The sequence below is a fragment of the Escherichia sp. MOD1-EC6098 genome (assembly GCF_002965865.1).
Taxonomy (GTDB): domain Bacteria; phylum Pseudomonadota; class Gammaproteobacteria; order Enterobacterales; family Enterobacteriaceae; genus Escherichia; species Escherichia marmotae.
The window spans coordinates 134,767-156,349 of sequence record NZ_PTSN01000009.1 but is presented as its reverse complement, the minus strand read 5'-3'; the positions used below and the strand labels follow the sequence as shown (position 1 = coordinate 156,349).

The 21,583-nt window shown below is 52.4% G+C and carries 24 protein-coding genes; 8 read left to right on the top strand and 16 right to left on the bottom strand.

Features of this window, described 5'->3' with window-relative positions; all coding sequences use genetic code 11:
• Nucleotides 1-67: 67 nt before the first annotated feature.
• From nikR to C0K55_RS11865, 8 genes are all read right to left on the bottom strand, one after another.
• A complete protein-coding gene (nikR, locus tag C0K55_RS11900) occupies nt 68-469 on the bottom strand; it encodes a nickel-responsive transcriptional regulator NikR (RefSeq protein ID WP_001190061.1) in 402 nt (133 codons plus the stop codon).
• A 5-nt stretch (nt 470-474) separates the two neighbouring features.
• Entirely contained in the window at nt 475-1,281 is an 807-nt protein-coding gene (gene nikE, locus C0K55_RS11895; protein ID WP_085449364.1) for a nickel import ATP-binding protein NikE, read from the bottom strand.
• Nucleotides 1,278-2,042 (bottom strand): nickel import ATP-binding protein NikD, encoded by a 765-nt coding sequence (gene nikD, locus C0K55_RS11890; protein ID WP_001136196.1) that lies wholly within the window; start codon nt 2,040-2,042, stop codon nt 1,278-1,280. The genes nikE and nikD overlap by 4 nt, the downstream gene beginning before the upstream one ends.
• A complete protein-coding gene (nikC, locus tag C0K55_RS11885; RefSeq protein ID WP_001008957.1) occupies nt 2,042-2,875 on the bottom strand; it encodes a nickel ABC transporter permease subunit NikC in 834 nt (277 codons plus the stop codon). The genes nikD and nikC overlap by 1 nt, the downstream gene beginning before the upstream one ends.
• Nucleotides 2,872-3,816, bottom strand: a complete 945-nt coding sequence (nikB, locus tag C0K55_RS11880; protein ID WP_000947086.1) for a nickel ABC transporter permease subunit NikB — start codon at nt 3,814-3,816, stop codon at nt 2,872-2,874. The genes nikC and nikB overlap by 4 nt, the downstream gene beginning before the upstream one ends.
• Nucleotides 3,816-5,390 carry a nickel ABC transporter substrate-binding protein gene (gene nikA / locus C0K55_RS11875; RefSeq protein ID WP_001517278.1) on the bottom strand — a complete coding sequence of 525 codons (1,575 nt, stop codon included), beginning with the start codon at nt 5,388-5,390 and terminating at the stop codon, nt 3,816-3,818. The genes nikB and nikA overlap by 1 nt, the downstream gene beginning before the upstream one ends.
• A 110-nt stretch (nt 5,391-5,500) precedes the next feature.
• Entirely contained in the window at nt 5,501-6,088 is a 588-nt protein-coding gene (gene acpT / locus C0K55_RS11870; RefSeq protein WP_000285763.1) for a 4'-phosphopantetheinyl transferase AcpT, read from the bottom strand.
• A 54-nt stretch (nt 6,089-6,142) separates the two neighbouring features.
• Nucleotides 6,143-7,192: an AI-2E family transporter gene (locus C0K55_RS11865; RefSeq protein WP_010381063.1), complete on the bottom strand. Its 1,050-nt coding sequence runs from the start codon at nt 7,190-7,192 to the stop codon at nt 6,143-6,145.
• 98 nt (nt 7,193-7,290) lie between these two features.
• On the opposite strand from C0K55_RS11865, the gene C0K55_RS11860 reads away from it, so the two are divergent.
• Nucleotides 7,291-8,541: an MFS transporter gene (locus C0K55_RS11860; protein WP_123058147.1), complete on the top strand. Its 1,251-nt coding sequence runs from the start codon at nt 7,291-7,293 to the stop codon at nt 8,539-8,541.
• Nucleotides 8,542-8,543: 2 nt separating this feature from the next.
• Here C0K55_RS11860 and dcrB read toward each other — a convergent pair whose 3' ends face one another.
• Nucleotides 8,544-9,101, bottom strand: a complete 558-nt coding sequence (gene dcrB / locus C0K55_RS11855) for a phage sensitivity protein DcrB (protein ID WP_001245289.1) — start codon at nt 9,099-9,101, stop codon at nt 8,544-8,546.
• A 72-nt stretch (nt 9,102-9,173) separates the two neighbouring features.
• Entirely contained in the window at nt 9,174-9,839 is a 666-nt protein-coding gene (locus tag C0K55_RS11850) for a 7-cyano-7-deazaguanine/7-aminomethyl-7-deazaguanine transporter (RefSeq protein WP_000991081.1), read from the bottom strand.
• 221 nt (nt 9,840-10,060) lie between these two features.
• On the opposite strand from C0K55_RS11850, the gene tusA reads away from it, so the two are divergent.
• A complete protein-coding gene (tusA, locus tag C0K55_RS11845; RefSeq protein ID WP_000130621.1) occupies nt 10,061-10,306 on the top strand; it encodes a sulfurtransferase TusA in 246 nt (81 codons plus the stop codon).
• A gap of 264 nt (nt 10,307-10,570) precedes the next feature.
• Nucleotides 10,571-10,879: a hypothetical protein gene (locus tag C0K55_RS11840; RefSeq protein WP_085449360.1), complete on the top strand. Its 309-nt coding sequence runs from the start codon at nt 10,571-10,573 to the stop codon at nt 10,877-10,879.
• A 32-nt stretch (nt 10,880-10,911) separates the two neighbouring features.
• On the opposite strand, the gene zntA is transcribed toward C0K55_RS11840, so the two are convergent.
• The gene (gene zntA / locus C0K55_RS11835; RefSeq protein ID WP_105266400.1) at nt 10,912-13,110 is read right to left on the bottom strand and encodes a Zn(II)/Cd(II)/Pb(II) translocating P-type ATPase ZntA; all 2,199 of its coding nucleotides are present in this window, start codon (nt 13,108-13,110) and stop codon (nt 10,912-10,914) included.
• A gap of 73 nt (nt 13,111-13,183) precedes the next feature.
• Nucleotides 13,184-13,810 (bottom strand): lysoplasmalogenase, encoded by a 627-nt coding sequence (locus tag C0K55_RS11830; RefSeq protein WP_000964706.1) that lies wholly within the window; start codon nt 13,808-13,810, stop codon nt 13,184-13,186.
• Between the two features lie 140 nt (nt 13,811-13,950).
• Between C0K55_RS11830 and C0K55_RS11825 the strand changes: the two genes are divergently transcribed.
• On the top strand, nt 13,951-14,310 hold the full coding sequence (locus tag C0K55_RS11825; protein ID WP_105266401.1) for a DUF2500 domain-containing protein: 360 nt from the start codon (nt 13,951-13,953) through the stop codon (nt 14,308-14,310).
• Between the two features lie 2 nt (nt 14,311-14,312).
• On the opposite strand, the gene C0K55_RS11820 is transcribed toward C0K55_RS11825, so the two are convergent.
• Both C0K55_RS11820 and rsmD read right to left on the bottom strand, forming a co-directional pair.
• Entirely contained in the window at nt 14,313-14,582 is a 270-nt protein-coding gene (locus tag C0K55_RS11820; RefSeq protein WP_105224492.1) for a DUF1145 family protein, read from the bottom strand.
• Complete coding sequence (gene rsmD, locus C0K55_RS11815) at nt 14,572-15,168, bottom strand: 16S rRNA (guanine(966)-N(2))-methyltransferase (protein WP_000743180.1); 597 nt, start codon at nt 15,166-15,168, stop codon at nt 14,572-14,574. Before rsmD ends, C0K55_RS11820 begins: the two co-directional genes overlap by 11 nt.
• 149 nt (nt 15,169-15,317) lie before the next feature.
• Between rsmD and ftsY the strand changes: the two genes are divergently transcribed.
• The 4 genes from ftsY to rpoH all read left to right on the top strand — a co-directional run bounded on the left by ftsY (nt 15,318) and on the right by rpoH (nt 19,677).
• Entirely contained in the window at nt 15,318-16,856 is a 1,539-nt protein-coding gene (gene ftsY, locus C0K55_RS11810; protein WP_001040682.1) for a signal recognition particle-docking protein FtsY, read from the top strand.
• Between the two features lie 2 nt (nt 16,857-16,858).
• Complete coding sequence (ftsE, locus tag C0K55_RS11805; RefSeq protein ID WP_000617724.1) at nt 16,859-17,527, top strand: cell division ATP-binding protein FtsE; 669 nt, start codon at nt 16,859-16,861, stop codon at nt 17,525-17,527.
• The gene (gene ftsX, locus C0K55_RS11800; protein ID WP_001042022.1) at nt 17,520-18,578 is read left to right on the top strand and encodes a permease-like cell division protein FtsX; all 1,059 of its coding nucleotides are present in this window, start codon (nt 17,520-17,522) and stop codon (nt 18,576-18,578) included. Before ftsE ends, ftsX begins: the two co-directional genes overlap by 8 nt.
• Before the next feature lie 244 nt (nt 18,579-18,822).
• Nucleotides 18,823-19,677: an RNA polymerase sigma factor RpoH gene (rpoH, locus tag C0K55_RS11795; RefSeq protein WP_000130220.1), complete on the top strand. Its 855-nt coding sequence runs from the start codon at nt 18,823-18,825 to the stop codon at nt 19,675-19,677.
• A gap of 101 nt (nt 19,678-19,778) precedes the next feature.
• Here the strand turns inward: rpoH and dapA are convergent, their stop codons facing one another.
• Nucleotides 19,779-20,663, bottom strand: coding sequence for a 4-hydroxy-tetrahydrodipicolinate synthase (gene dapA / locus C0K55_RS11790; RefSeq protein ID WP_105266402.1), 885 nt, complete (start codon nt 20,661-20,663; stop codon nt 19,779-19,781).
• Complete coding sequence (locus C0K55_RS11785; protein ID WP_105266403.1) at nt 20,663-21,583, bottom strand: phosphoglycerate dehydrogenase; 921 nt, start codon at nt 21,581-21,583, stop codon at nt 20,663-20,665. Before C0K55_RS11785 ends, dapA begins: the two co-directional genes overlap by 1 nt.

Here is a 21,583-nt window from a genome sequence, read left to right as displayed (position 1 = left end):
GCAACTGAACTTAATTTTATAAATTAAGTTCAGTTAATATCTTTTCTTTCCTCGTTTCAGAAATAAATCAATCTTCCTTCGGCAAGCACTGCAAATGCCCGTGCCGCACGCCGCGCTGGGCGATAACATCATCGGCAAAATGCTGTATATCGCCCATGTCACCTTTCAGCACGGCGATTTCCAGGCAGTCGTCGTGATTAATGTGCACATGCAGCGTGGCGACCGAAAGGTCGTGGTGGTGATGCTGCGTGGAGACAATACGGCTGGCTAAGTCGCGTTTTTCGTGTTCATACACATAGGAGAGCACCGCGAAACCTTGTGTGCCGTGCTGCTGGGTAGCCTCCTGTGCCAGAGCGCTACGCAGAATATCGCGGATAGCTTCGGAACGGTTGTTATAGCCGCGACGCTGGCTCAGGCTGTCCAGCGTCTCCAGTAAATCGTCATCAAGCGTGATGGTGACTCGTTGCATTTGCCTTAAACCTTTTCTGTGGCGCGACGGCGCACGGGGAATGCGGGTAATACCGCGTTTTGTAGCACACGTCCGGCGTCAGAGGAAAAGGTTAATTTCTCTCCCACCACCTGGGTTTCGACGATTTGCCCGTTGTCCATCACCATTACCCGCTGGCAAAAACGTTCTACCAGGCGTAAGTCGTGGGTGATGAACAGGCAGGCGGTGCCAAACTGCTGTTGCAGCTTTTTCAGCAGGCGAATCACTCCCGCCTGCAGTACCAGGTCAAGGTTAGAAACGGCTTCATCCAGAATCAGCAATTTCGGTTCGACTGCCAGCGCGCGCGCCAGGCAGACGCGCTGGAGTTGACCGCCGCTTAGCTGCGGTGGGCGCTTGTCGAGCATGCTGTCGTCGAGATCTACCGCATTCAGCATTTCGCTGGCGCGCGCCAGTTGCTCCGATTTTTTCAGCGATAACAGGTGACGCATCGGCTCACGCAGGATCTCGCGCACGGTTTTGCGTGGGTTAACGGCGCTGATGGAGTCCTGAAACACCATCTGAATATCACGGCGGAACGCTTTACGCTGGGCGCGATTGAGCTTCGCCAGCGGTTCACCGCGCCAGCTAATCGTGCCCTGCGACGGCGACTCTAAACCCACCAGCAGCCGCGCGAGAGTGCTTTTCCCGCAGCCGCTGCGCCCCAGCAGAGCGACGGTTTCACCGCTTTTCAGGGTCAGCGAAACGTTATTCAGTACCGCCTGATGCTGGTGCTTACCGCTAAATCCACCGTGCGCATAGTGATGTGAAAGGCCGGAAACGTTAAGTAAAGTCATGATGCCAGCTCCATACCGTAAAGCGCGAGATGAGCGGAAACCAGGCTGCGCGTCACCGGATGTTGCGGCGCGTTAAACAGCGTTTCGACATCGCCCTGTTCGACAATCTTACCGTGTGACATCACTGCTACATCGTCCGCCAGACGCGCCACTACGCCCATATCATGAGTGACCAGCAACATTCCCGGAGCCTGCTTTTGCATAATGCTTTCCAGCAGATCAAGGATGCGCGCCTGCGCCACCACATCAAGGTCGGTAGTCGGTTCATCAGCGATGATAAACGGTGATTCACACAGCACCGCCATCGCAATCATCATGCGCTGCAACATGCCGCCGCTCATCTCGAACGGGTACAGCTTCAGCACGCGCGCAGCGTTTTCCAGCCCCACTGCTTCTATGGCTGCGATAAGCGTGGCGTCATCGGCGGGTTTCCCTAACGCCTGGCAGGTTTCCCGCGCGTGGGTGTGCATGGTGTGCAGCGGATTAAAGGCGCTGCGTGGGTTTTGCATGATGGTAGCAATTTTGACACCGCGCAGGGCGCAGGGAGAAACCGGTTTGCCATCGGCTAAAATTTCCCCAGCCGTCTGGCGAACGCCTGCGGGTAGAATGCCCAGCGTCGCGGCGCAGGTTAATGATTTCCCGCTGCCGCTACCGCCAACTAACGCCAGCACGCGCCCGCGTTGCAGGGTTAACGATACACCGTGCACCAGCGGCTTTGCGGCCTGTAGCGCGATATCGCGCAGTTCAATCTGTTGCGGCATTAGTGTGCGTGCTCCGTCACCAGATGAGGATCCAGATGATCGCGCAGTGCGTCACCCACCAGGTTAAAGGCCATCACGCTGATAAACAGCGCCAGCCCCGGCCAGAACATTTGCAGCGGCTGAGTCCAGATATACTGGCGCGCGTCGTTAATCATCACGCCCCATTCGGCGGTCGGCGCGGTCACGCCGAGGCCGAGGAAGGACATTCCCGCCACGTGCAGCATCATATGGCCGATATCCAGCGTTGCCAGTACCAGCAGCGAAGGGATCACCGCGCCTGCCAGATGGTCGACAAACACCCGCACATGGCCCGCGCCAGAAAGCCGTGACGCCAGCACAAACTCGCGTTGGCGCAGTGAAATCACCAGGCTGCGCACCATACGTGCGTACCACGCCCAGTGCGACAGGGCGATGGCGATAATCACGTTGGTTAGCCCGGTGCCGAGTACGCCGACCATAAAGAACGACAGAATCGAGGTCGGGAAGGTCATAAACATATCCGCAACGCGCATGGTGGCCTGATCGACGCGCCCGCCAATCAGCCCGGCGCTACCGCCAATAATCAACCCTAACGTCAGTACCAGCAGCAGGCAGGCCATTACTGAGCCGAGCGACACGCGAGTCGCCGCCATCAGCCGCGAGAAAATATCGCGGCCTAAATGATCAGTGCCCAACCAGTGCTGCGCATCTGGCGAAAGCAGGCGAGAAGGCAGATCAATCGCCTGTGGATCATACGGTAGCCACCACTGGCTGGTGAGCGCAATCAGCGCCAGCAGGGCGATAATGATCAGCGCCAGACGTACCGACCAGCGGGAAGAGAGGAAAAAGTTCACGCGTGCGCTCCTTCATGACGACGAATACGCGGGTCCAGCGCAGCATTGATCAAATCAACAATCAAATTACAGACCACAAAAACCACCACCATCATCAGCGTAAAACACTGAATGACCGGATAGTCACGGTTAAAAATTGCCGACACGGCGTAACGGCCGACGCCCGGCCAGGCAAAGATATTTTCGATAATCATTGTCCCGCCGATCAGTTCGCCAATGTGCATCCCCACGGCGGTGATCATCGGCAGCGAGGCATTGCGCAGGATGTGACGGCGTTCGGTCTGTTTGTCGTTCAGACCGCGTAGCCGCGCCCAGGTCACGTGACGCTGACCGGCGACGTCCAGCATACTGGCGCGCAGCAGACGTGCGTTTATCGCCAGCGACATAAAGGCGATGGATACCGCAGGTAAAATGAGGTGCTGCCAGCCGCCGTAGCCCATCGCGGGCAGCCATTGCAGATACACCGAAAACCCCATCACCAGCAAAAATGCCAGCCAGAAGTTAGGCATCGACACGCCGAGAAACGCGATAAAACGCACGGCGAAATCGGGCAGGCGATCGCGATGGCGCGCCGCCCAGATACCGAGCGGCACGGAAGTGAGCAGAATTAACACCAGCGCCGCGCCTGCCAGTTCCAGCGTGGCGGGCAGGAAATTCAGCATATCGTCCAGCACCGGGCGTTGGCTGGCGAATGAGACACCAAAATCAAGATGTAGCGCCTTCCACAGCCAGGTGCCGTATTGCACGTACAGCGGCTGATCCAGACCGAGCATTGTGCGGGTAGAAGCCAGCATTTCCGGCGTCGGCGGCAGGTTGGACAGACGCAGATAATCGAGCGCTGGATCGCCGGTGCCGAGGCGTAGCATCAGAAAAATGATCACCGAGGCGGCAAGCACCATCGGGATCAGCAGCAGAAAGCGGCGCAATACATAACGCAACATTAAGGTTTCACCGGTTTAATCTGTTCGAACGGAATTTCAGTGGCAATCGGCGCGTAGGGGATGTTGCCCAGTTCCGGTTTTGCCACCACCATCATCGAGATATAGCTGATTGGCAGATAAACCGCCTCGTCGTGCAGACGGGTCAGAATGTCGCGATATAGTGCCTGACGTTGTGTTTCGTCATGGGTCGCCAGCACTTCGCCAATCTCTTTATCAATCAGCGGTTTGTCGGCTAATCCTTGCTGTGCCTGGAAGTCAGCGTGCGACGGTACGCGCATCGAACTCAGGAAAGCGTGTGGATCGTATGGCGCGCCCCAGGTGCGGTGGAAAATCATGCCAAATCGACCGTCACGCTGGCGGGCGTAGATACTGCTCTCTTCTTCTCCAATTAATGTGATATCAGCGCCAATCTGGTGCATATCGGCCTGAATGATTTCTGCCATTGATTTGCTTAACGCATCGGTGCCGATGAACGACAGTTCAATGCGCAGCGGCTGACCGTTTTTCTCGCGGATATCTTTGCCCGCAGGCAGCGTCCAGCCTGCTTTTTCCAGCAAATCTTTCGCTTTCTGTGGATCGTACTGGCGCGGCTTCAGGCCGAGATTAGCGTAAGGCACAGAAGGGGCAAACAGAGTGTCGGCAACCTGCTGGGTGCCATACAATGCGTTATCAATCAGCGATTTTTTGTTTACGGCGTAATTGAGCGCTTCCCGCACTGCCAGCTCGTTGGTAGGGGCTTTGGCGGTATTAAGCGCCAGCATCACAGTTTCGATCGGTTGTGACAGTTGAGTGTGGTAAGCCGGGGTCTGGCTAAAGCGGGCGAAGGTATCGAGTGGCAGCAGCCCTTCATTACCGTACAGCAGGTCGATATCACCGGTTTCGAAAGCTACCGCGCGAGTAGTCGGGTCGGGGATCACGTTGAAGGTGATCTTTTTAATTGCCGGTTTTTCACCCCAGTAGTTTTCGTTACGGACGAAGACATCGTATTGATTCAGTTTCGATTCCTGCAAAACCCACGGCCCGGTGCCAATCGGGGCTTTAATCCCGTTCATGGTTTCGTGGTTTTTAAATTGTGACGGAGCGATAAAGCGGAAAGGGCGCGGCAGAGCCAGTTCTTGCAGGAAAGGATAGTAGGCGCTTTTTAGGGTGATTTGTAGCTCGGTTTTGCTGAGTGCTTTGACACCAACAATCTGATTTGCCAGCTCCAGCCAGGCGTGACGTTGACGGTTATCGAGCACTGCGCGGAAGTTTTCTGCTGCGGCCTCTGCATCGAACGGTTCACCATTAGAGAATTTCACGTCATCACGCAGGGTGAAGGTCCAGGTTTTGCCATCTTCCGAATGGGTCCAGCTTTTTGCCAGCCACGGGGTCACCGAACCGTCTGCCTGATATTTCACCAATGGTTCATAAACCATGCTCTGGGCGAACATCTGGTTAGGCGTGTAAAGGTGCGGGTTTAGTGGCCCGACGTTCACCGGCCAGGCGGTGGTGATTTCATCTGGCGCGGCGGCATGGACGATAAAAGACGCACAAGCCAGCAGCGCAAACAGAGTGCGGCGGAGTGTGGAGAACATGGTAACCCCAATGGATTAAAATAGATGGCGGAAATAAGTATGACGATTTTAAGTATTCGTCATACTGATAACCTGTTCTGGATCAAGAGATAGGCAGTCGGACGGGCGGATCAGTTAAGTGAATCGATCCATTGCACACTGTCGGCGGTGAGCGTAAAGGGAGTAGGGGTGCAGATTGCCAGGCTTAAATTGTCGAGCTGGCAATGGCTGACTGACAGAGATGACTGGTAGGTGCTGTCTACGCTGACGATTTGCCAGGCGCTGCCGCCACGCTGTTTAACGATGGCTTCTTTGCGTGTCCAGATACGCCAGAACACTTCCAGTTGTTGGTCAGGATGCACAGCGTCCATTTCGGCATGTTCTCCGAGGCTGAACACCGCGTTCGCCAGCCAACGCCAGTTGGCGCGCGGGCGAATCACTTCGATATCACAGCCGACTTCACCTTCATCGCTCAACAGCAGGGCGATATCGTCACCGCTATGACTTAAGTTGAACCAGAGCGGCGTTTCCGGGGGGAAGGCGGGTTTCCCTTGTTCACCGTAGATGATGTCCGGTAGTGGAGAAAGCGTGTGCGAAAGCAATGCACGCCCCGCCAGCCAGCGTTCTCGCCGTGGGCCTTGCGGTGCTTGATCGCGCAAAGCCGGTGGCAGTGGAGCTGCGCTTAAGGTCGAAACTTTCCCCAGAACTATCCGATACATATCAGGGCCAACGTTTAATTATGATGGAAAGTGCGTATCGTATCACTTGTCGCCTCATCCCGGTAACCGACTTTTCGGTCTGCCTGGTCCCAGTAAAATCGCCAGTTTGCTGCCGCCTTCCGTGGTTTCCATCCAGATTTTACACACGCTGGTTAGTGGTACTGAAAGTAGCATGCCAATCGGGCCGAGCAGCCATCCCCAGACTAACAATGAAAGAAACACCACCATGGTGGACATTCCAAGGCGATGGCCCATCATCCGTGGTTCTAAAATATTGCCGATGATCATATGGACGATTAAAAACAGTGCGCCGACCAGGATGCATTCGTAAACGCCATTAAACAGCAGCACTTGAATCATCGGCGGCACGGCGGAGATCACCGCGCCGATATTGGGCACGTAGTTGAGCAAAAACGCCAGAACTGCCCACATCAGTGCAAACTGTACGTCCAGCAGCGCCAGCCCTAACCAGACGATCACGCCCGTCCATAAACTTAACAGCGTCTTCAAGGCCAGATAATGCGAAACGCCTTTAAGTGCGCGGTGTAATCCCGCGATGTGAATCTGTGGGTTATTCAGCGCAAAGCGCATTTTGTAAGGCACGTGGCGCACTTCAAACAGCATGAAAACCACGGTCATCACCAGCAAAAGCACGCTCGCCATTGCCCCGGAAAGTCCGGTCATTAGCGCAGTGGTGAACGTTACGAGTTTTTCTGAGTCCATCCGCTGAAGCATCCGTTCCGGCGACATATGCAGATTAAGAAATGGCAACATTTCTTGTAATTTAAAGAGTTTACGCGTCAGTTCCTTGTTAAATTTCGGCAGCATGGAGATAAATTCGTTAAACGATGCCGCCAGCACGCCGACCAGCGCGGTAAGTGCGATCAGCATTACTACCACCACAATCGTAATGGCAACGGGACGCTGGACTCCGCGACGAATAAACCAGGTGACCAGCGGGTTGAGGACAATGGCGAAAAACAGCGCCAGCAACAGTTGCACTATGATATCTGCTGCTGCGTGAATACCCGCGAGGATCACCACCAGTGAGGCCAGCTTCAGCAGGATGTGCATACCCGTTTTATCGGGTTGAGGGGTTTCCATTGGGGCTTCCTTGTGACTTTTTGTATTAAGTGTAGCGGGAGTCACGCCAGCAATATTCTGATTCTTACTGCTGATTTCCACGTCAGCACGTGGTAAAAATGAAACACTGTTGTAAAAACGTGGTGATCCTCATGCCCGAACCCGTTGCCGAACCGGCAGTTAACGGATTGCGCCTGAATTTGCGCATTGTCTCCATTGTCATGTTTAACTTCGCCAGCTACCTCACCATCGGGTTGCCGCTCGCTGTATTGCCGGGCTATGTCCATGATGTGATGGGTTTTAGCGCCTTCTGGGCGGGGCTGGTTATCAGCCTGCAATATTTCGCCACCTTGCTGAGTCGTCCTCATGCCGGCCGTTACGCCGATTTGCTGGGGCCAAAAAAGATAGTCATCTTTGGTCTGTGCGGCTGCTTTTTGAGTGGTCTGGGGTATCTGACGGCAGGATTAACCGCCAGTCTGCCCGTCATCAGCCTGTTATTACTGTGTCTGGGGCGTGTAATTCTCGGCATTGGACAAAGTTTTGCCGGAACCGGCTCGACACTGTGGGGCGTTGGCGTGGTTGGTTCGCTGCATATCGGGCGAGTCATTTCCTGGAACGGCATTGTCACTTACGGGGCGATGGCTATGGGCGCGCCGTTGGGCGTGCTGTTTTATCACTGGGGCGGTTTGCAGGCGCTGGCGTTAATCATTATGGGCGTGGCACTGGTGGCAATTCTGTTGGCGATCCCGCGTCCTTCAGTGAAAGCCAACAAAGGCAAGCCGCTGCCGTTTCGCGCGGTGCTTGGGCGCGTCTGGCTATACGGCATGGCACTGGCGTTAGCTTCCGCCGGATTTGGTGTCATCGCCACTTTTATCACACTGTTTTATGACGCTAAAGGTTGGGACGGCGCAGCTTTCGCGCTGACGCTGTTTAGCTGTGCATTTGTCGGTACGCGGCTGCTATTCCCTAACGGTATTAATCGTATTGGCGGCTTAAACGTGGCGATGATCTGCTTTAGCGTTGAGATTATCGGCCTGCTATTGGTTGGCGTGGCGACCATGCCGTGGATGGCGAAAATCGGCGTCCTACTGGCGGGGGCGGGATTTTCGCTGGTGTTCCCGGCGTTGGGCGTGGTGGCGGTAAAAGCGGTGCCTCAGCAGAATCAGGGGGCGGCGCTGGCAACCTATACTGTGTTTATGGATTTATCGCTGGGCGTGACCGGGCCGCTGGCTGGGCTGGTGATGAGTTGGGCAGGTGTGCCAGTGATTTATCTGGCGGCGGCGGGATTGGTAGCAATCGCGTTATTGCTGACGTGGCGATTAAAAAAACGGCCTCCGGAGCAAGTACCGGAGGCCGTTTCATCATCTTAAAATTACTGAATCACCAGTGTATTAATGATGTTTTCTGCGGTGGTCTGCGCTTTTTGCTGATCGTCAGCAGGCAGCGTGATTTGCATCGTCAGCATTTGATTTCCCACGTTACCCAGAATGACGGAAGAGTACGCCGTCTGGCCTTTAGCGGAGATGATGCTGTCTAACTGCTGCATTTTGTGACCTTTCAGCTCAATGGCTTTGTTAGTCACCACTTGCAGTTGTGGATCGCGGCTACGTTGCTGATCTTCCAGACGCTTCGCCAGCACAGCCAGGTCTTCTTTCGGATCATCGCCCATAATAATAATCACTGCTTTCTGCCCAGTGGCGTCGGACCAGACGTGCATGTTATTGGCCTGTGTTCCCAGCTTACCGCTCTGGTCGGTCATATCTGCTGGCAGCGAGAAGCTTAACTTGCCATCAAGCAGGTTGACGGTATTCGCGGTAGCGTTACTTTCCGCGACTGTGCTTTCCGCTGTAGCGTTAGTGTCTTTATCATCACAGGCCGCAAGCCCCATAACCAGCAGGCCAATTCCGACATATTTAACCAGATTGCGCATTGACATCTTCCTTTTGATAAACGGCCATAACGGCTCATTCATCCATCTTATCACAAGTCTGATAACGAACCTTTAACTGGCCTGCAAAGCGTTGATTTCGGATTTATCTGCCAGTCTTTTCAATAGCATATTGAGTAATACGCCATACATTGGCAGGAAGAAAACGATGCTAATTAACACTTTGAAACAGTAATCAACCAGCGCGATTTCCATCCAGTGTTCGGCCATAAAGGCATCCGGACTGCGCCAGAAAGCAATAAAGAAGAAGGCCAATGTGTCGCTGACGTTACCGAAAAGTGTGGAAGCCGTCGGTGCCAGCCACCAACGACGACTCTGACGCAGACGGTTAAAGACGTGTACGTCGAGGATCTGTCCCAGCGCGTAGGCCATAAAGCTGGCGGTAGCGATACGGGCGACAAACAGGTTGAAGTGGGCGAGAGCGCCGAATCCCTGCCATGAACCCATATAAAACAGCGACGAGATGACGTAGGAGATCAGCAACGCGGGGATCATCACCGCAAAGATGATACGACGAGCCAGCGGCGCGCCAAAAATACGCACGGTCAGGTCGGTAGCAAGAAAAATAAACGGAAAGCTAAACGCGCCCCAGGTGGTATGAAAACCGAAAATAGAGACCGGAAGCTGTACCAGATAGTTACTGGAGGTGATCACCAGTAGATGAAATAACGATAACCAGAACAACGCCTTATAGCGTTGAGTTTGCGAGAAAGCGTTCATATTGTACCTTTTTGATTAACCATTGGGGTGAGGGAACCCAATACGTACGGCACGTTATTTTATAGTGAGATAATAACGTGCTTACCCTTTTTTCGAGCCGCCGCATGATACTGCTTTGTGTTAACAATGCAATGGTTAATTTTCACGCAATCGTTAACCTGGTTTGCTTACGGACTCGCAGGGCGTAAACTAGCGCCGTTTTTTTATGTGACGAGAAGAAAATGACCGATCTCTTTTCCAGCCCTGACCACACACTTGACGCACTAGGCCTGCGCTGCCCGGAACCGGTGATGATGGTGCGTAAAACCGTGCGTAATATGCAGCCTGGCGAAACGTTGCTGATTATTGCCGATGATCCGGCCACGACCCGCGATATTCCTGGGTTTTGTACCTTTATGGAACACGAACTGGTGGCCAAAGAGACGGACGGACTGCCTTATCGTTATTTGATTCGCAAAGGTGGCTGATGGGGGCAGATTGGCTTCGATGCCGCCTTTTCCTCTCACCTTACCCCTCACCCCAGAGGGGCGAGGGGGCCGATCGCGCTCAATTTTGCGGCTTGCAACCGGTTTGTATAACGAATAAAGCGTTTAAGCTGCATCTGGCGATATGGTGCACAATGCCTGATGCGACGCTGTCGCGTCTTATCATGCCTACGAGTTCGATGCCCTGTGTAGGCCGGATAAGGCGTTTACGCCGCATCCGGCAAGCAAGTGTAATGGAATGCACAAATGGATTATTTAATTCCAGTTTGTCTGGTATTGCTGGGATTACTCGCGATATTCACCCCCAATTGGCTGCTCCCTGTTTTTATCCTCATGGGAGGATGGCTGGGGGTACTTGTCTGTGGTTGGCTCTGGCTAATGATATTTTTACCTTTACTCAACGGCGTCGGGCTTGCTTATGCCCTGTGGTTGATGTTCAAAAGGCCATCATTAGCATCTCGCCTGGTTGCTGCATTCAGTGTTATCTCCGTCATTCTGATGTTAGCGCTATATTACGCTTTCCTGACTATGCCGCCGTTCCCGCCCCAGCGTTAAGCCTGATAGCCAGAGGCTATCAGGCAACACCTTTACTTCCTGCGTAACAACCGCAACGCATTCGCCGTTACCAGCACCGTCGCCCCCGTGTCTGCCAGCACCGCAAGCCACAGGCCGGTCATACCCAAGAGTGTAGTGACGAGGAAGATCCCTTTCAGCCCTAGCGCAATAGTGATGTTCTGGCGGATATTGGCGTGAGTCGCGCGTGCCAGTTCAATCATCTGCACCAGACCACGCAGATGGTTATGCGTTAACGCTGCATCGGCGGTTTCCAGCGCCACGTCTGTGCCGCTACCCATTGCAATCCCAATGGCTGCGGCTTTCATAGCTGGTGCGTCGTTAATACCGTCGCCCACCATCGCCAGTGGCGCATGTTGATTCAACTCGGTCACGGCTTTGACTTTATCTTCCGGCAGTAATCCAGCTTTAAACTCCAGCCCCAGTTCACCGGCAATGGCTGCCGCTGCACGCGGATTATCGCCGGTGAGGATCACCCCTTTAACGCCCAGTGCGTTTAGTTCACTGATGGCAGTTGCGGCGTCGGCGCGTAGCGTATCCTGCAACGCAATCACACCAAGCACGTCATCGTTACGCACCACCAGCACTACCGTTTGTCCGGCGCTTTCCAGTTCGTTAATCAAACCGGCGAATGCTTCGGCAGGATGTTTCCCTGCGGCGCATATCAGCACCCGATCGCCGTTGACCAGCGCTTCAATGCCAGAGCCGACCAGCGCTCGCTGTGACTCTGCGCCAGGAATGCTGAGTGCGGCAACTTGCGCTTCACGAACTATGGCCTGCGCCAGTGGATGTGTTGCCCCTTGCTCCACCGCTGCCGCCAGCGCCAGGAGTTCAGATTCGCTAACACCGGTTGCCGGATGCATCGCGGTAACGCGCGGTTTACCGACGGTTAGCGTACCGGTTTTATCAAACGCCACTTGGGTAACACGACCTAACTGCTCCAGCGCCGCGCCGCCTTTAATTAACGCCCCACGACGCGCCGCTGCTGCCAGCCCGGAGGTAATCGCCGCAGGCGTGGAGATAACTAACGCACACGGGCAGCCAATCAGTAACAACGTCAGCCCTTTATAAATCCACTCCTGCCAGCTTGCAGCAAACAGCAGCGGTGGCACCAGCGTCACCAGCAGGGCGACGGCCATAATCGTAGGCGTGTAAATACGGCTGAAACGGTCGATAAATCGCTCAATCGGTGCGCGGCGCTCTTCGGCCTCTTCGATCAGTTTCAGAATGCGGTCAATGGCGCTGGCACCCGGTTCTGATAGCACTTCCAGTGTAACCAGTCGGTCGACGCTGGTGGCACCTGCAGGGACTTTATCGCCTGTTGTGCGTTCCACAGGGATGGATTCGCCGGTAAGGGCGCTTTCATCAAAACTGGCAAATGGTGAGAGTAGTTTACCGTCGGCAGGTAAACGCCCGCCCGCAGCAACTTCAATCACGTCGCCAGGGCGCAGGCTGTTAATCGCCACTTCTTCACGTTCGCCGTTACGCAGGCGCGTGGCGGTTTCTGGTTTCAACGCCATTAATGCGCTGACGCCCTGACGTGCGCGGCTGGCGGCCCAACCTTCCAGCCGTTCACCAATCAAAAACAGCAGCAATACCATCGCGGCTTCTGCCGTTGCGCCAATAAACAGCGCGCCGATGGCGGCTACGCTCATTAACGTTTCAATAGCAAAATAGCTGCCGGATTTAATTAAGCACAACGCCTGGCGAGCAATCGGGTACAGCCCAACCAACGTGGTGGCGATAAACGCCAGTTGGCCGAACGGATGATTAAATTGCTCCAGTCCCCAACTGATCGCCATCATCACAATGAGCGTAATCAGCGGTAGATTCTCTTTCAGGCGTGATTCTTTTGGCTCTTCGGCGGCCTGTTCATCGCGCAGGGAATAGCCCGCTTTTTGCACCGCCGATTCAACTTGCGCACGGATGTCATTGTCGGCATCAACCACCAGTTTTTCGGTAGCGAATAACACCTGTACCTGATTCACGCCAGAAAGCTGGCGCACGGCATTTTCTACTTTGCGCGCACAGGCGGCACAGTCCATGCCGCTGACTTTCCAGCTATAGCGAGTGCCGGAGACTTTTTCAGAGAGTGTTGGCGTGCTGGAACATGCACCGTCGCAGCAACAGTCGTTGGCGTTCTGTGCCGTGGTTAGCGGTTTGAACGCGGCAAATTGAGGGGCTTTTTTGCCGTGATTGTCAGGAGTCGACATGGCATCCTCCGGTTAAGTTTTTTCTCATTAACCGAAGGATACACTCTGGAGTCGACTCCAGAGTCAAGTTTTATCAGAGATACAGTGAGCGGACGATGAGGAAGTGACCGGCAAAATAGCAAGCCGCTGCAATGGCGTTATCCGCACGGAAGCGGCGGCGATAGTGACTACCCAGCCAGACAAAGTTACTGATGAACAGCAGTGCAGCGCCCATAAAAGCAGAGAGTGCGGGAGCGGTCGGGCGGAAGAACCACAGCTCACCTGCCAGCCACACCATTACCAGCGTCATACCGACAAAAGTACAGACAGGCCAACGGAACTCTTCCAGACGCGTCCAGATAATGGCCAGTAATAGCGCGCCCAGCACCAGCAGTACCAGCGGCAACGGCCAGAAGAAGGAGAGCGTCATCTGGCTGGCGAAATAGATGGTGTACAGCAGGTGTGAGAGGAAAAACGCGCCGATGGCGTACATCAGACGCTGGCGTGGTAACAGGGTTAACGCATCACCCAGCAGTGACGCACACAGCCCCGCCAGCACCAGATAACTAATCGCGTCGAACATTGGTGCCTGCCAGGCCAGCAATAGCAGGAGAAGAAGGGTTAACGGTTTAAATAGCCAGCGTTGCCAGGTTGGCCCACGGTACGATGCATCCACAGATAGCCATGCGGAAAGACAGACAGCGATAAACGACCAAAGCATCTTAGTTCCTTGAATTCGTTATTTTTTCGTAAGCGGAATGCCTACAGTCTTGCTTCCAGTTTAGTGGCGAGGGTGGACGGATGACAACACCATAACTGGCAGGGTATGCTTATTTCCGCATTTTCCGATGAGGGATAAAGATGAGCAAGGCACCTCTTTTCTTTATTGTTACCATTGGCTTAATCATTGTCGCCGCATCATTTCGCTTTATGCAGCAGCGACGGGAAAAAGCTGATAATGATATGGCACCGCTCCAGCAACAACTGGTGGTGGTGAGCAATAAGCGAGAAACACCGATTAACGATCGTCGTTCGCGTCAGCAGGAAGTGATACCGGCTGGCACCAGTCTGCGTTATGAGGCGAGTTTCAAACCGCAAAGCGGCGGACTGGAGCAGACGTTCCGTCTTGACGCTCAACAGTACCATGCCCTGACGGTGGGTGATAAAGGTACGTTGAGCTTTAAAGGAACGCGTTTTGTCAGCTTTGTTGGCGAGCAATAAGGTTATTTTTTAACTTTAAATTTCTTCTGCCAGACCAGCAGTTCAAACACGCCGAAAAGGAAAATACGCACCTTTTCGGCAGTGGTCATCTGTGGGCCATCTTTCGATAAGGTCGATTTCAACAGCGCCAGTTGCATACCATGCATCAGAACCGTAAAAATCAGCGCGACATTAACGAAAATATTCAGCGGGCGTGGGAATGGTTGAAAAAGATTGAGGATTAAAAATCCCCAAACGCAGAGCATTAACAAACGTCCAATATTAATCAGCATCACTTTCTCCTTGTGTTTCACGCTGATACAACCGATAAGCGACCTGACCCGCCACTTTTTCGCGATACAACGACCAGTTTGCCGGAACGGTGGGCAGGCCATTTTCTACTTCACTTTCAACATAAACCCAGGCTTCATCAGCCAGCCAGCCGTTGTTTTCCAGTAAATTAATGGTTTCTTCCAACAAGCCACGGCGGAACGGTGGGTCAACAAACACAATATTATGCGGCGTTCCTTTTTGCATCAGAAAAGACATCGCATTGGTGTTCACGACTCGCGCATTGCCTGCTTTCAGCGTCGCCAGATTCTTGATTAACTGCTGAGATACTGCACGATCCATCTCAACCAGCGTAGCTCCCGCAGCGTAGCGTGACAAGGCTTCCAGCCCCAGAGCCCCGCTACCTGCGAAGCAATCCAGACATTGCGCATCAACAATTATCGGCGCTAGCCAGTTAAACAAGGTTTCACGTACGCGATCAGTAGTGGGGCGTAGACCTGGGCTATCAGGAACCGGGAGTTTACGGCCTCGCCACTGCCCGCCAATAATGCGGATTTGACCGCTGCCGGAATGATTCGGTTTTTTCATGATAAAGTGCTCAATCCGCCAGATAACACATAATTGCAGGCGGTGATGTGGAATAAGTTAAGTGATAGACTATTTCATCATTTTTTTAGCTGCTATGTACATAGCGTGAACGCTGTGCCATGAAGCAACAGCGAGGAGTATAGTCGCAGATGGCGAAAGAAAAAAAACGTGGCTTTTTTTCCTGGCTGGGCTTTGGTCAAAAAGAGCAGACCCCGGAAAAAGAGACAGAAGTCCAAAATGAACAACAGGTTGTAGAAGAAATCGTTCAGGCAGAAGAGCCTGCGAAAGTAGCTGAACAAGCTGTTGAAGAGCAGCCGCAGGTTCATACTGAAGCCGGGGCGGAAACTTTTGCTGCCGAAGTGGTGGAAGTAAGCGAACAGGTTGTCGAAAGTGAGAAAGTGCAGCCTGAAGCTGTTAGCGAACCGGAAGTTATTGCAGAGCCGGAATCTATAGTTGAAGAAGCGCCAGCGCCGGTAGTTGAACCTGAAGTCACGCCGGAACCGGTGGCTATTGAGCGTGAAGAACTGCCGCTGCCGGAAGAAGTCAAAGCCCAGGAAGTTTCGCCAGAAGAATGGCAGGCAGAAGCGGAAACCGTGGAGATTGTCGACGCGGCGGAAGAACAAGCGGCGCAAGAAGAAATCACTGACGAAGAGCTGGAAGCGCAGGCACTGGCCGCCGAAGCGGTAGAAGAGGCGGTGATGGTGGTTACTCCGGCAGAAGAAGATCAGCCGGTTAAAGAAATCGCTCAGGAACAGGAAAAACCAACCAAAGAAGGTTTCTTCGCGCGCCTGAAGCGCAGCCTGTTAAAAACGAAAGAAAACCTCGGTTCCGGATTTATCAGCCTGTTCCGTGGGAAAAAAATCGACGATGATCTGTTTGAAGAGCTGGAAGAACAGCTTTTGATTGCCGATGTGGGCGTGGAAACCACACGCAAAATCATCACCAATCTGACAGAAGGCGCATCACGCAAGCAGCTTCGCGATGCTGAGGCGCTCTACGGCCTGCTGAAAGAAGAGATGGGTGAGATTCTGGCGAAGGTTGATGAGCCTCTGAATGTCGAAGGCAAAACACCATTCGTGATCCTGATGGTGGGCGTCAACGGTGTGGGTAAAACCACGACCATCGGCAAGCTGGCGCGTCAGTTTGAGCAGCAGGGCAAGTCGGTAATGCTGGCGGCAGGCGATACTTTCCGTGCGGCAGCGGTTGAGCAGCTTCAGGTCTGGGGACAGCGCAATAATATTCCGGTGATTGCCCAGCATACCGGTGCGGACTCCGCCTCTGTTATCTTCGATGCCATTCAGGCCGCTAAGGCGCGTAATGTTGATGTCCTGATTGCCGATACCGCCGGACGTTTGCAGAACAAATCGCACCTGATGGAAGAGCTGAAGAAAATCGTTCGCGTGATGAAGAAACTCGACGTTGAAGCTCCGCATGAAGTTATGCTGACTATCGACGCCAGCACCGGGCAGAATGCGGTAAGCCAGGCCAAACTGTTCCACGAAGCGGTTGGCTTAACCGGTATCACGCTGACGAAACTGGACGGCACGGCGAAAGGCGGGGTAATTTTCTCGGTGGCTGACCAGTTTGGTATTCCTATCCGCTATATTGGTGTAGGCGAACGTATTGAGGATTTGCGTCCGTTTAAAGCGGACGACTTTATTGAGGCACTTTTTGCCCGAGAGGACTAAAAATGATTCGCTTTGAACATGTCAGCAAGGCTTATCTCGGTGGGAGGCAGGCGCTGCAGGGCGTGACGTTCCATATGCAGCCGGGTGAGATGGCGTTTCTGACCGGTCATTCCGGCGCAGGGAAAAGTACCCTCCTGAAGCTGATCTGTGGGATTGAGCGGCCCAGCGCCGGGAAAATCTGGTTTAGCGGCCATGACATCACGCGTCTGAAAAACCGTGAAGTTCCGTTTCTGCGCCGCCAGATCGGTATGATTTTCCAGGATCACCATCTGCTGATGGATCGTACTGTCTACGATAACGTGGCGATCCCGCTGATTATCGCCGGTGCCAGTGGTGACGATATCCGTCGCCGTGTATCGGCGGCGCTGGATAAAGTCGGGCTACTGGACAAAGCGAAGAACTTTCCTATTCAGCTTTCTGGCGGTGAACAACAACGCGTTGGCATTGCCCGTGCGGTGGTTAACAAACCTGCGGTACTGCTGGCGGATGAACCGACCGGTAACCTGGACGACGCGCTGTCAGAAGGGATTTTACGTTTGTTTGAAGAGTTTAACCGCGTTGGAGTAACAGTATTAATGGCAACGCACGATATTAACCTGATTTCGCGGCGTTCCTATCGCATGCTCACTCTGAGCGATGGTCACTTGCATGGAGGCGTGACCCATGAATAAGCGCGATGCAATTAATAATATTCGCCAATTCGGTGGACGTCTGGATCGTTTCCGTAAATCGGTCGGCGGCTCTGGCGACGGTGGTCGTAACGCGCCGAAACGAGCGAAGTCATCACCGAAACCGGCGAATCGCAAAACCAATGTTTTCAACGAACAGGTGCGCTATGCGTTCCACGGTGCTTTGCAGGATCTAAAAAGCAAACCGTTCGCCACGTTTTTAACGGTGATGGTGATCGCCATCTCCCTGACGCTGCCCAGCGTTTGTTATATGGTGTACAAAAACGTCAACCATGCGGCGACGCAATATTATCCGTCACCGCAAATCACCGTTTATCTGCAAAAAACGCTGGACGATGATGCCGCAGCGGGGGTGGTTGCGCAGCTACAGGCCGAGCAGGGCGTGGAGAAAGTGAATTATCTTTCTCGTGAAGACGCGCTGGGCGAGTTCCGTAATTGGTCTGGTTTTGGCGGTGCGCTGGATATGCTGGAGGAAAACCCGCTTCCGGCAGTAGCGGTGGTGATCCCGAAACTCGATTTTCAGGGTACGGAGTCACTGAATACGCTACGTGACCGTATTACCCAGATTAACGGCATTGATGAAGTGCGAATGGACGATAGCTGGTTTGCCCGTCTGACCGCGCTGACTGGGCTGGTTGGGCGTGTTTCGGCAATGATCGGCGTGCTGATGGTGGCGGCAGTGTTCCTTGTTATCGGCAACAGTGTGCGTCTGAGCATTTTTGCCCGTCGTGATTCTATTAACGTGCAGAAACTGATTGGCGCGACGGATGGTTTCATCCTTCGCCCGTTCCTGTACGGTGGTGCGCTGCTGGGATTTTCTGGCGCATTGCTGTCATTAATTTTGTCAGAAATCCTGGTGCTACGTTTGTCATCGGCGGTTGCAGAAGTGGCACAGGTATTCGGAACGAAGTTTGATATCAATGGGTTATCTTTCGATGAATGCCTGTTGTTGTTGCTGGTGTGTTCGATGATTGGCTGGGTGGCAGCGTGGCTTGCCACGGTGCAGCATTTACGCCACTTTACGCCGGAATAATAAAAGCGTGCTATACTCTTTCCCTGCAATGGGTTCCGTAGCAGGGAAAGAGACCCCGTTGTCTCTTCCCGGTATTTCATCTCTATGTCACATTTTGTGCGTAATTTATTCACAAGCCAGCATTGAACTTGTGGATAAAATCACGGTCTGATAAAACTGTGAATGATAATCTCGTTGCTCTTAAGCTCTGGCACAGTTGTTGCTACCACTGAGGCGCCAGAAGATATCGATTGAGAGGATTTGAATGACTGACAAAATGCAAAGTTTAGCTTTAGCCCCTGTTGGCAACCTGGATTCCTACATCCGGGCAGCTAACGCGTGGCCGATGTTGTCGGCTGACGAGGAGCGGGCGCTGGCTGAAAAGCTGCATTACCATGGCGATCTGGAAGCAGCTAAAACGCTGATCCTGTCTCACCTGCGGTTTGTTGTTCATATTGCTCGTAATTATGCGGGCTATGGCCTGCCACAGGCGGATTTGATTCAGGAAGGTAACATCGGCCTGATGAAAGCAGTGCGCCGTTTCAACCCGGAAGTGGGTGTGCGCCTGGTCTCCTTCGCCGTCCACTGGATCAAAGCAGAGATCCACGAATACGTTCTGCGTAACTGGCGTATCGTTAAAGTTGCGACGACCAAAGCACAGCGCAAACTGTTCTTTAACCTGCGTAAAACCAAGCAGCGTCTGGGCTGGTTTAATCAGGATGAAGTCGAAATGGTGGCTCGCGAACTGGGCGTTACCAGCAAAGACGTGCGTGAGATGGAATCGCGTATGGCGGCACAAGACATGACATTCGATATGTCTTCCGACGACGATTCCGATAGCCAACCGATGGCTCCGGTGCTCTATCTGCAGGATAAATCATCTAACTTTGCCGACGGCATTGAAGATGATAACTGGGAAGAGCAGGCGGCAAACCGTCTGACCGACGCGATGCAAGGTCTGGACGAACGTAGCCAGGACATCATCCGCGCGCGCTGGCTTGACGAAGACAACAAATCTACGTTGCAGGAACTGGCTGACCGTTACGGCGTTTCCGCCGAGCGTGTGCGTCAGCTTGAAAAGAACGCGATGAAAAAACTTCGCGCTGCTATTGAAGCGTAACTGCACAACGCGTTGAGCTGTACCTGATAACCCCTGGAAGCGAGTCCGGGGGTTTTTGTTTCTGCTGTCTTGCCGGATAAGGTGCATCCGGCATTTATCATTTACAGGAATTTATAGCCTTTTAGCATTTCCTTGATGTCTTCGACGATCGCGTCGTTTGGCATATGAATTGGTCTACGGGTAATACCGGCTTTCACGCCCATCAGGTTTAGTGCTTCCTTCATTACCGCAGGCGCAGTCATTTTTTTAATGGTCATGCGTAGCGAATCCATCTTGTTGCGCTCGTCCTGTGCTTTATCCAGTTCACCGGCCATGAAGTAGTTATATAAATCGACTTCAATAGTAGGCAGAACATTCGACGTTGCAGCAACAGCAGCCACAGAACCTTCTTTAAATGCATCCAGCATTAAGGAGTCTGAGCCATTTAACACCTTAAAGTTTTTATGTTTAGATATTTCCAGATATTGTTTCTGAACTTCAAATTTACCACTGCTATCTTTTATCGCTACGATATTTTCAATATCGGCTAAACGGTTTGCCGTCTCATATTCAATACTCAACCCTGTCTGACCCGGCAAGTTATAAAGAATAATGGGGGCTGTTGTGCTTAAGGCAATATCATAATAGTGGCGGTATAAATCTTCCTGGTTAGGCACCAGGTAGTATGGTGTCACAACGGAAATGTAATCGGCACCTGCATCTACTAAGCGTCTTGTTAATTCAATAGTTTGTTTTGTGCTACAGCAACCTGCGCCTGCACAAATAGTCACTTCATTGCCAACCTCTTCAACTACGGCTTTTGTTAGTTCAACTTTTTCGTCATCGGAGAGCAAATGAAACTCACCGTTCGTTCCGCAAATAAACAAGCCGTGTACGCCTTTATCGACTAACCAACGTGCCATTTTTTTTGCTGCTGAAATGTCCATTTTTTCCATTTCATCGAAAGGCGTTACCATTGCGGTAATAATCCCTTTAAGCTCTTTCATTATTCTTTCTCCAGTTCCTGTAGGACATTTTTAATAGAAATTTGCATGGTGTTATGCTCGGCCTCATTGGTGAATGAAGCAGCATGAGGTGTAATAGAATAATTTTTTAGTTCTTTAATTTTTGCTGAACGTTCCTTCAACTCAATATCTTCGCTGGCAAAGGCTATTTTCTGATTAATAAGTGCGCTATATAAAGATTCTTCATCAACCAATCCCCCCCTTGCTGTGTTAATTAAAATGGCCGAGGGTTTTATTTTATCGAATACCGTCTCGTTGATCAGATTAGGAGTATTATCCAGTAACGGCAAATGTAGAGAAAGGATGTCGCTATGATGATAAATATCATCCAGTGATTTAAGCTCTATATAGGATGGAACTTTATTTTTATCGAGATAGGGATCATAGGCGGTGATAATCATTCCAAGAGAATGAGCAATATGGGCAACATGCTGACCAATTGCACCAAGCCCAATTAATCCCAGCGTTTTTTGATATAGCTCATGACCGACAAGCCTGACATCCTGACCATTTCTGGCTTGATTCTCGGTTTCGACATATTTTCGGCAACTGGAGAGCATCATCAGGATGGCCATCTCTGCAACGGAAATAGAATTGGCATTGAGAGCTTTGTGCACTACGATGCCTTTTCTATTCGCGTAATCGACATCTATATTGTCTAACCCTACACCATATTTCGATATAACCTTCAAGTTTTTGGCCTGATCAATCACTTCTCTGTCTAAAGGATCGTTGCCGGTAATAATGGCATCTGCATATTTAATTTTCTCGATGAGTTCTTCCTTGCTATATCGACCTCCACTGGTATTACATTCAACGTCATAACCTGCAGATTGTAGTTTTTCAATATAGACTTTGCCTTTATCAATAAAAGGTCTTGGCGTGATAGTTATCTTTTTCAT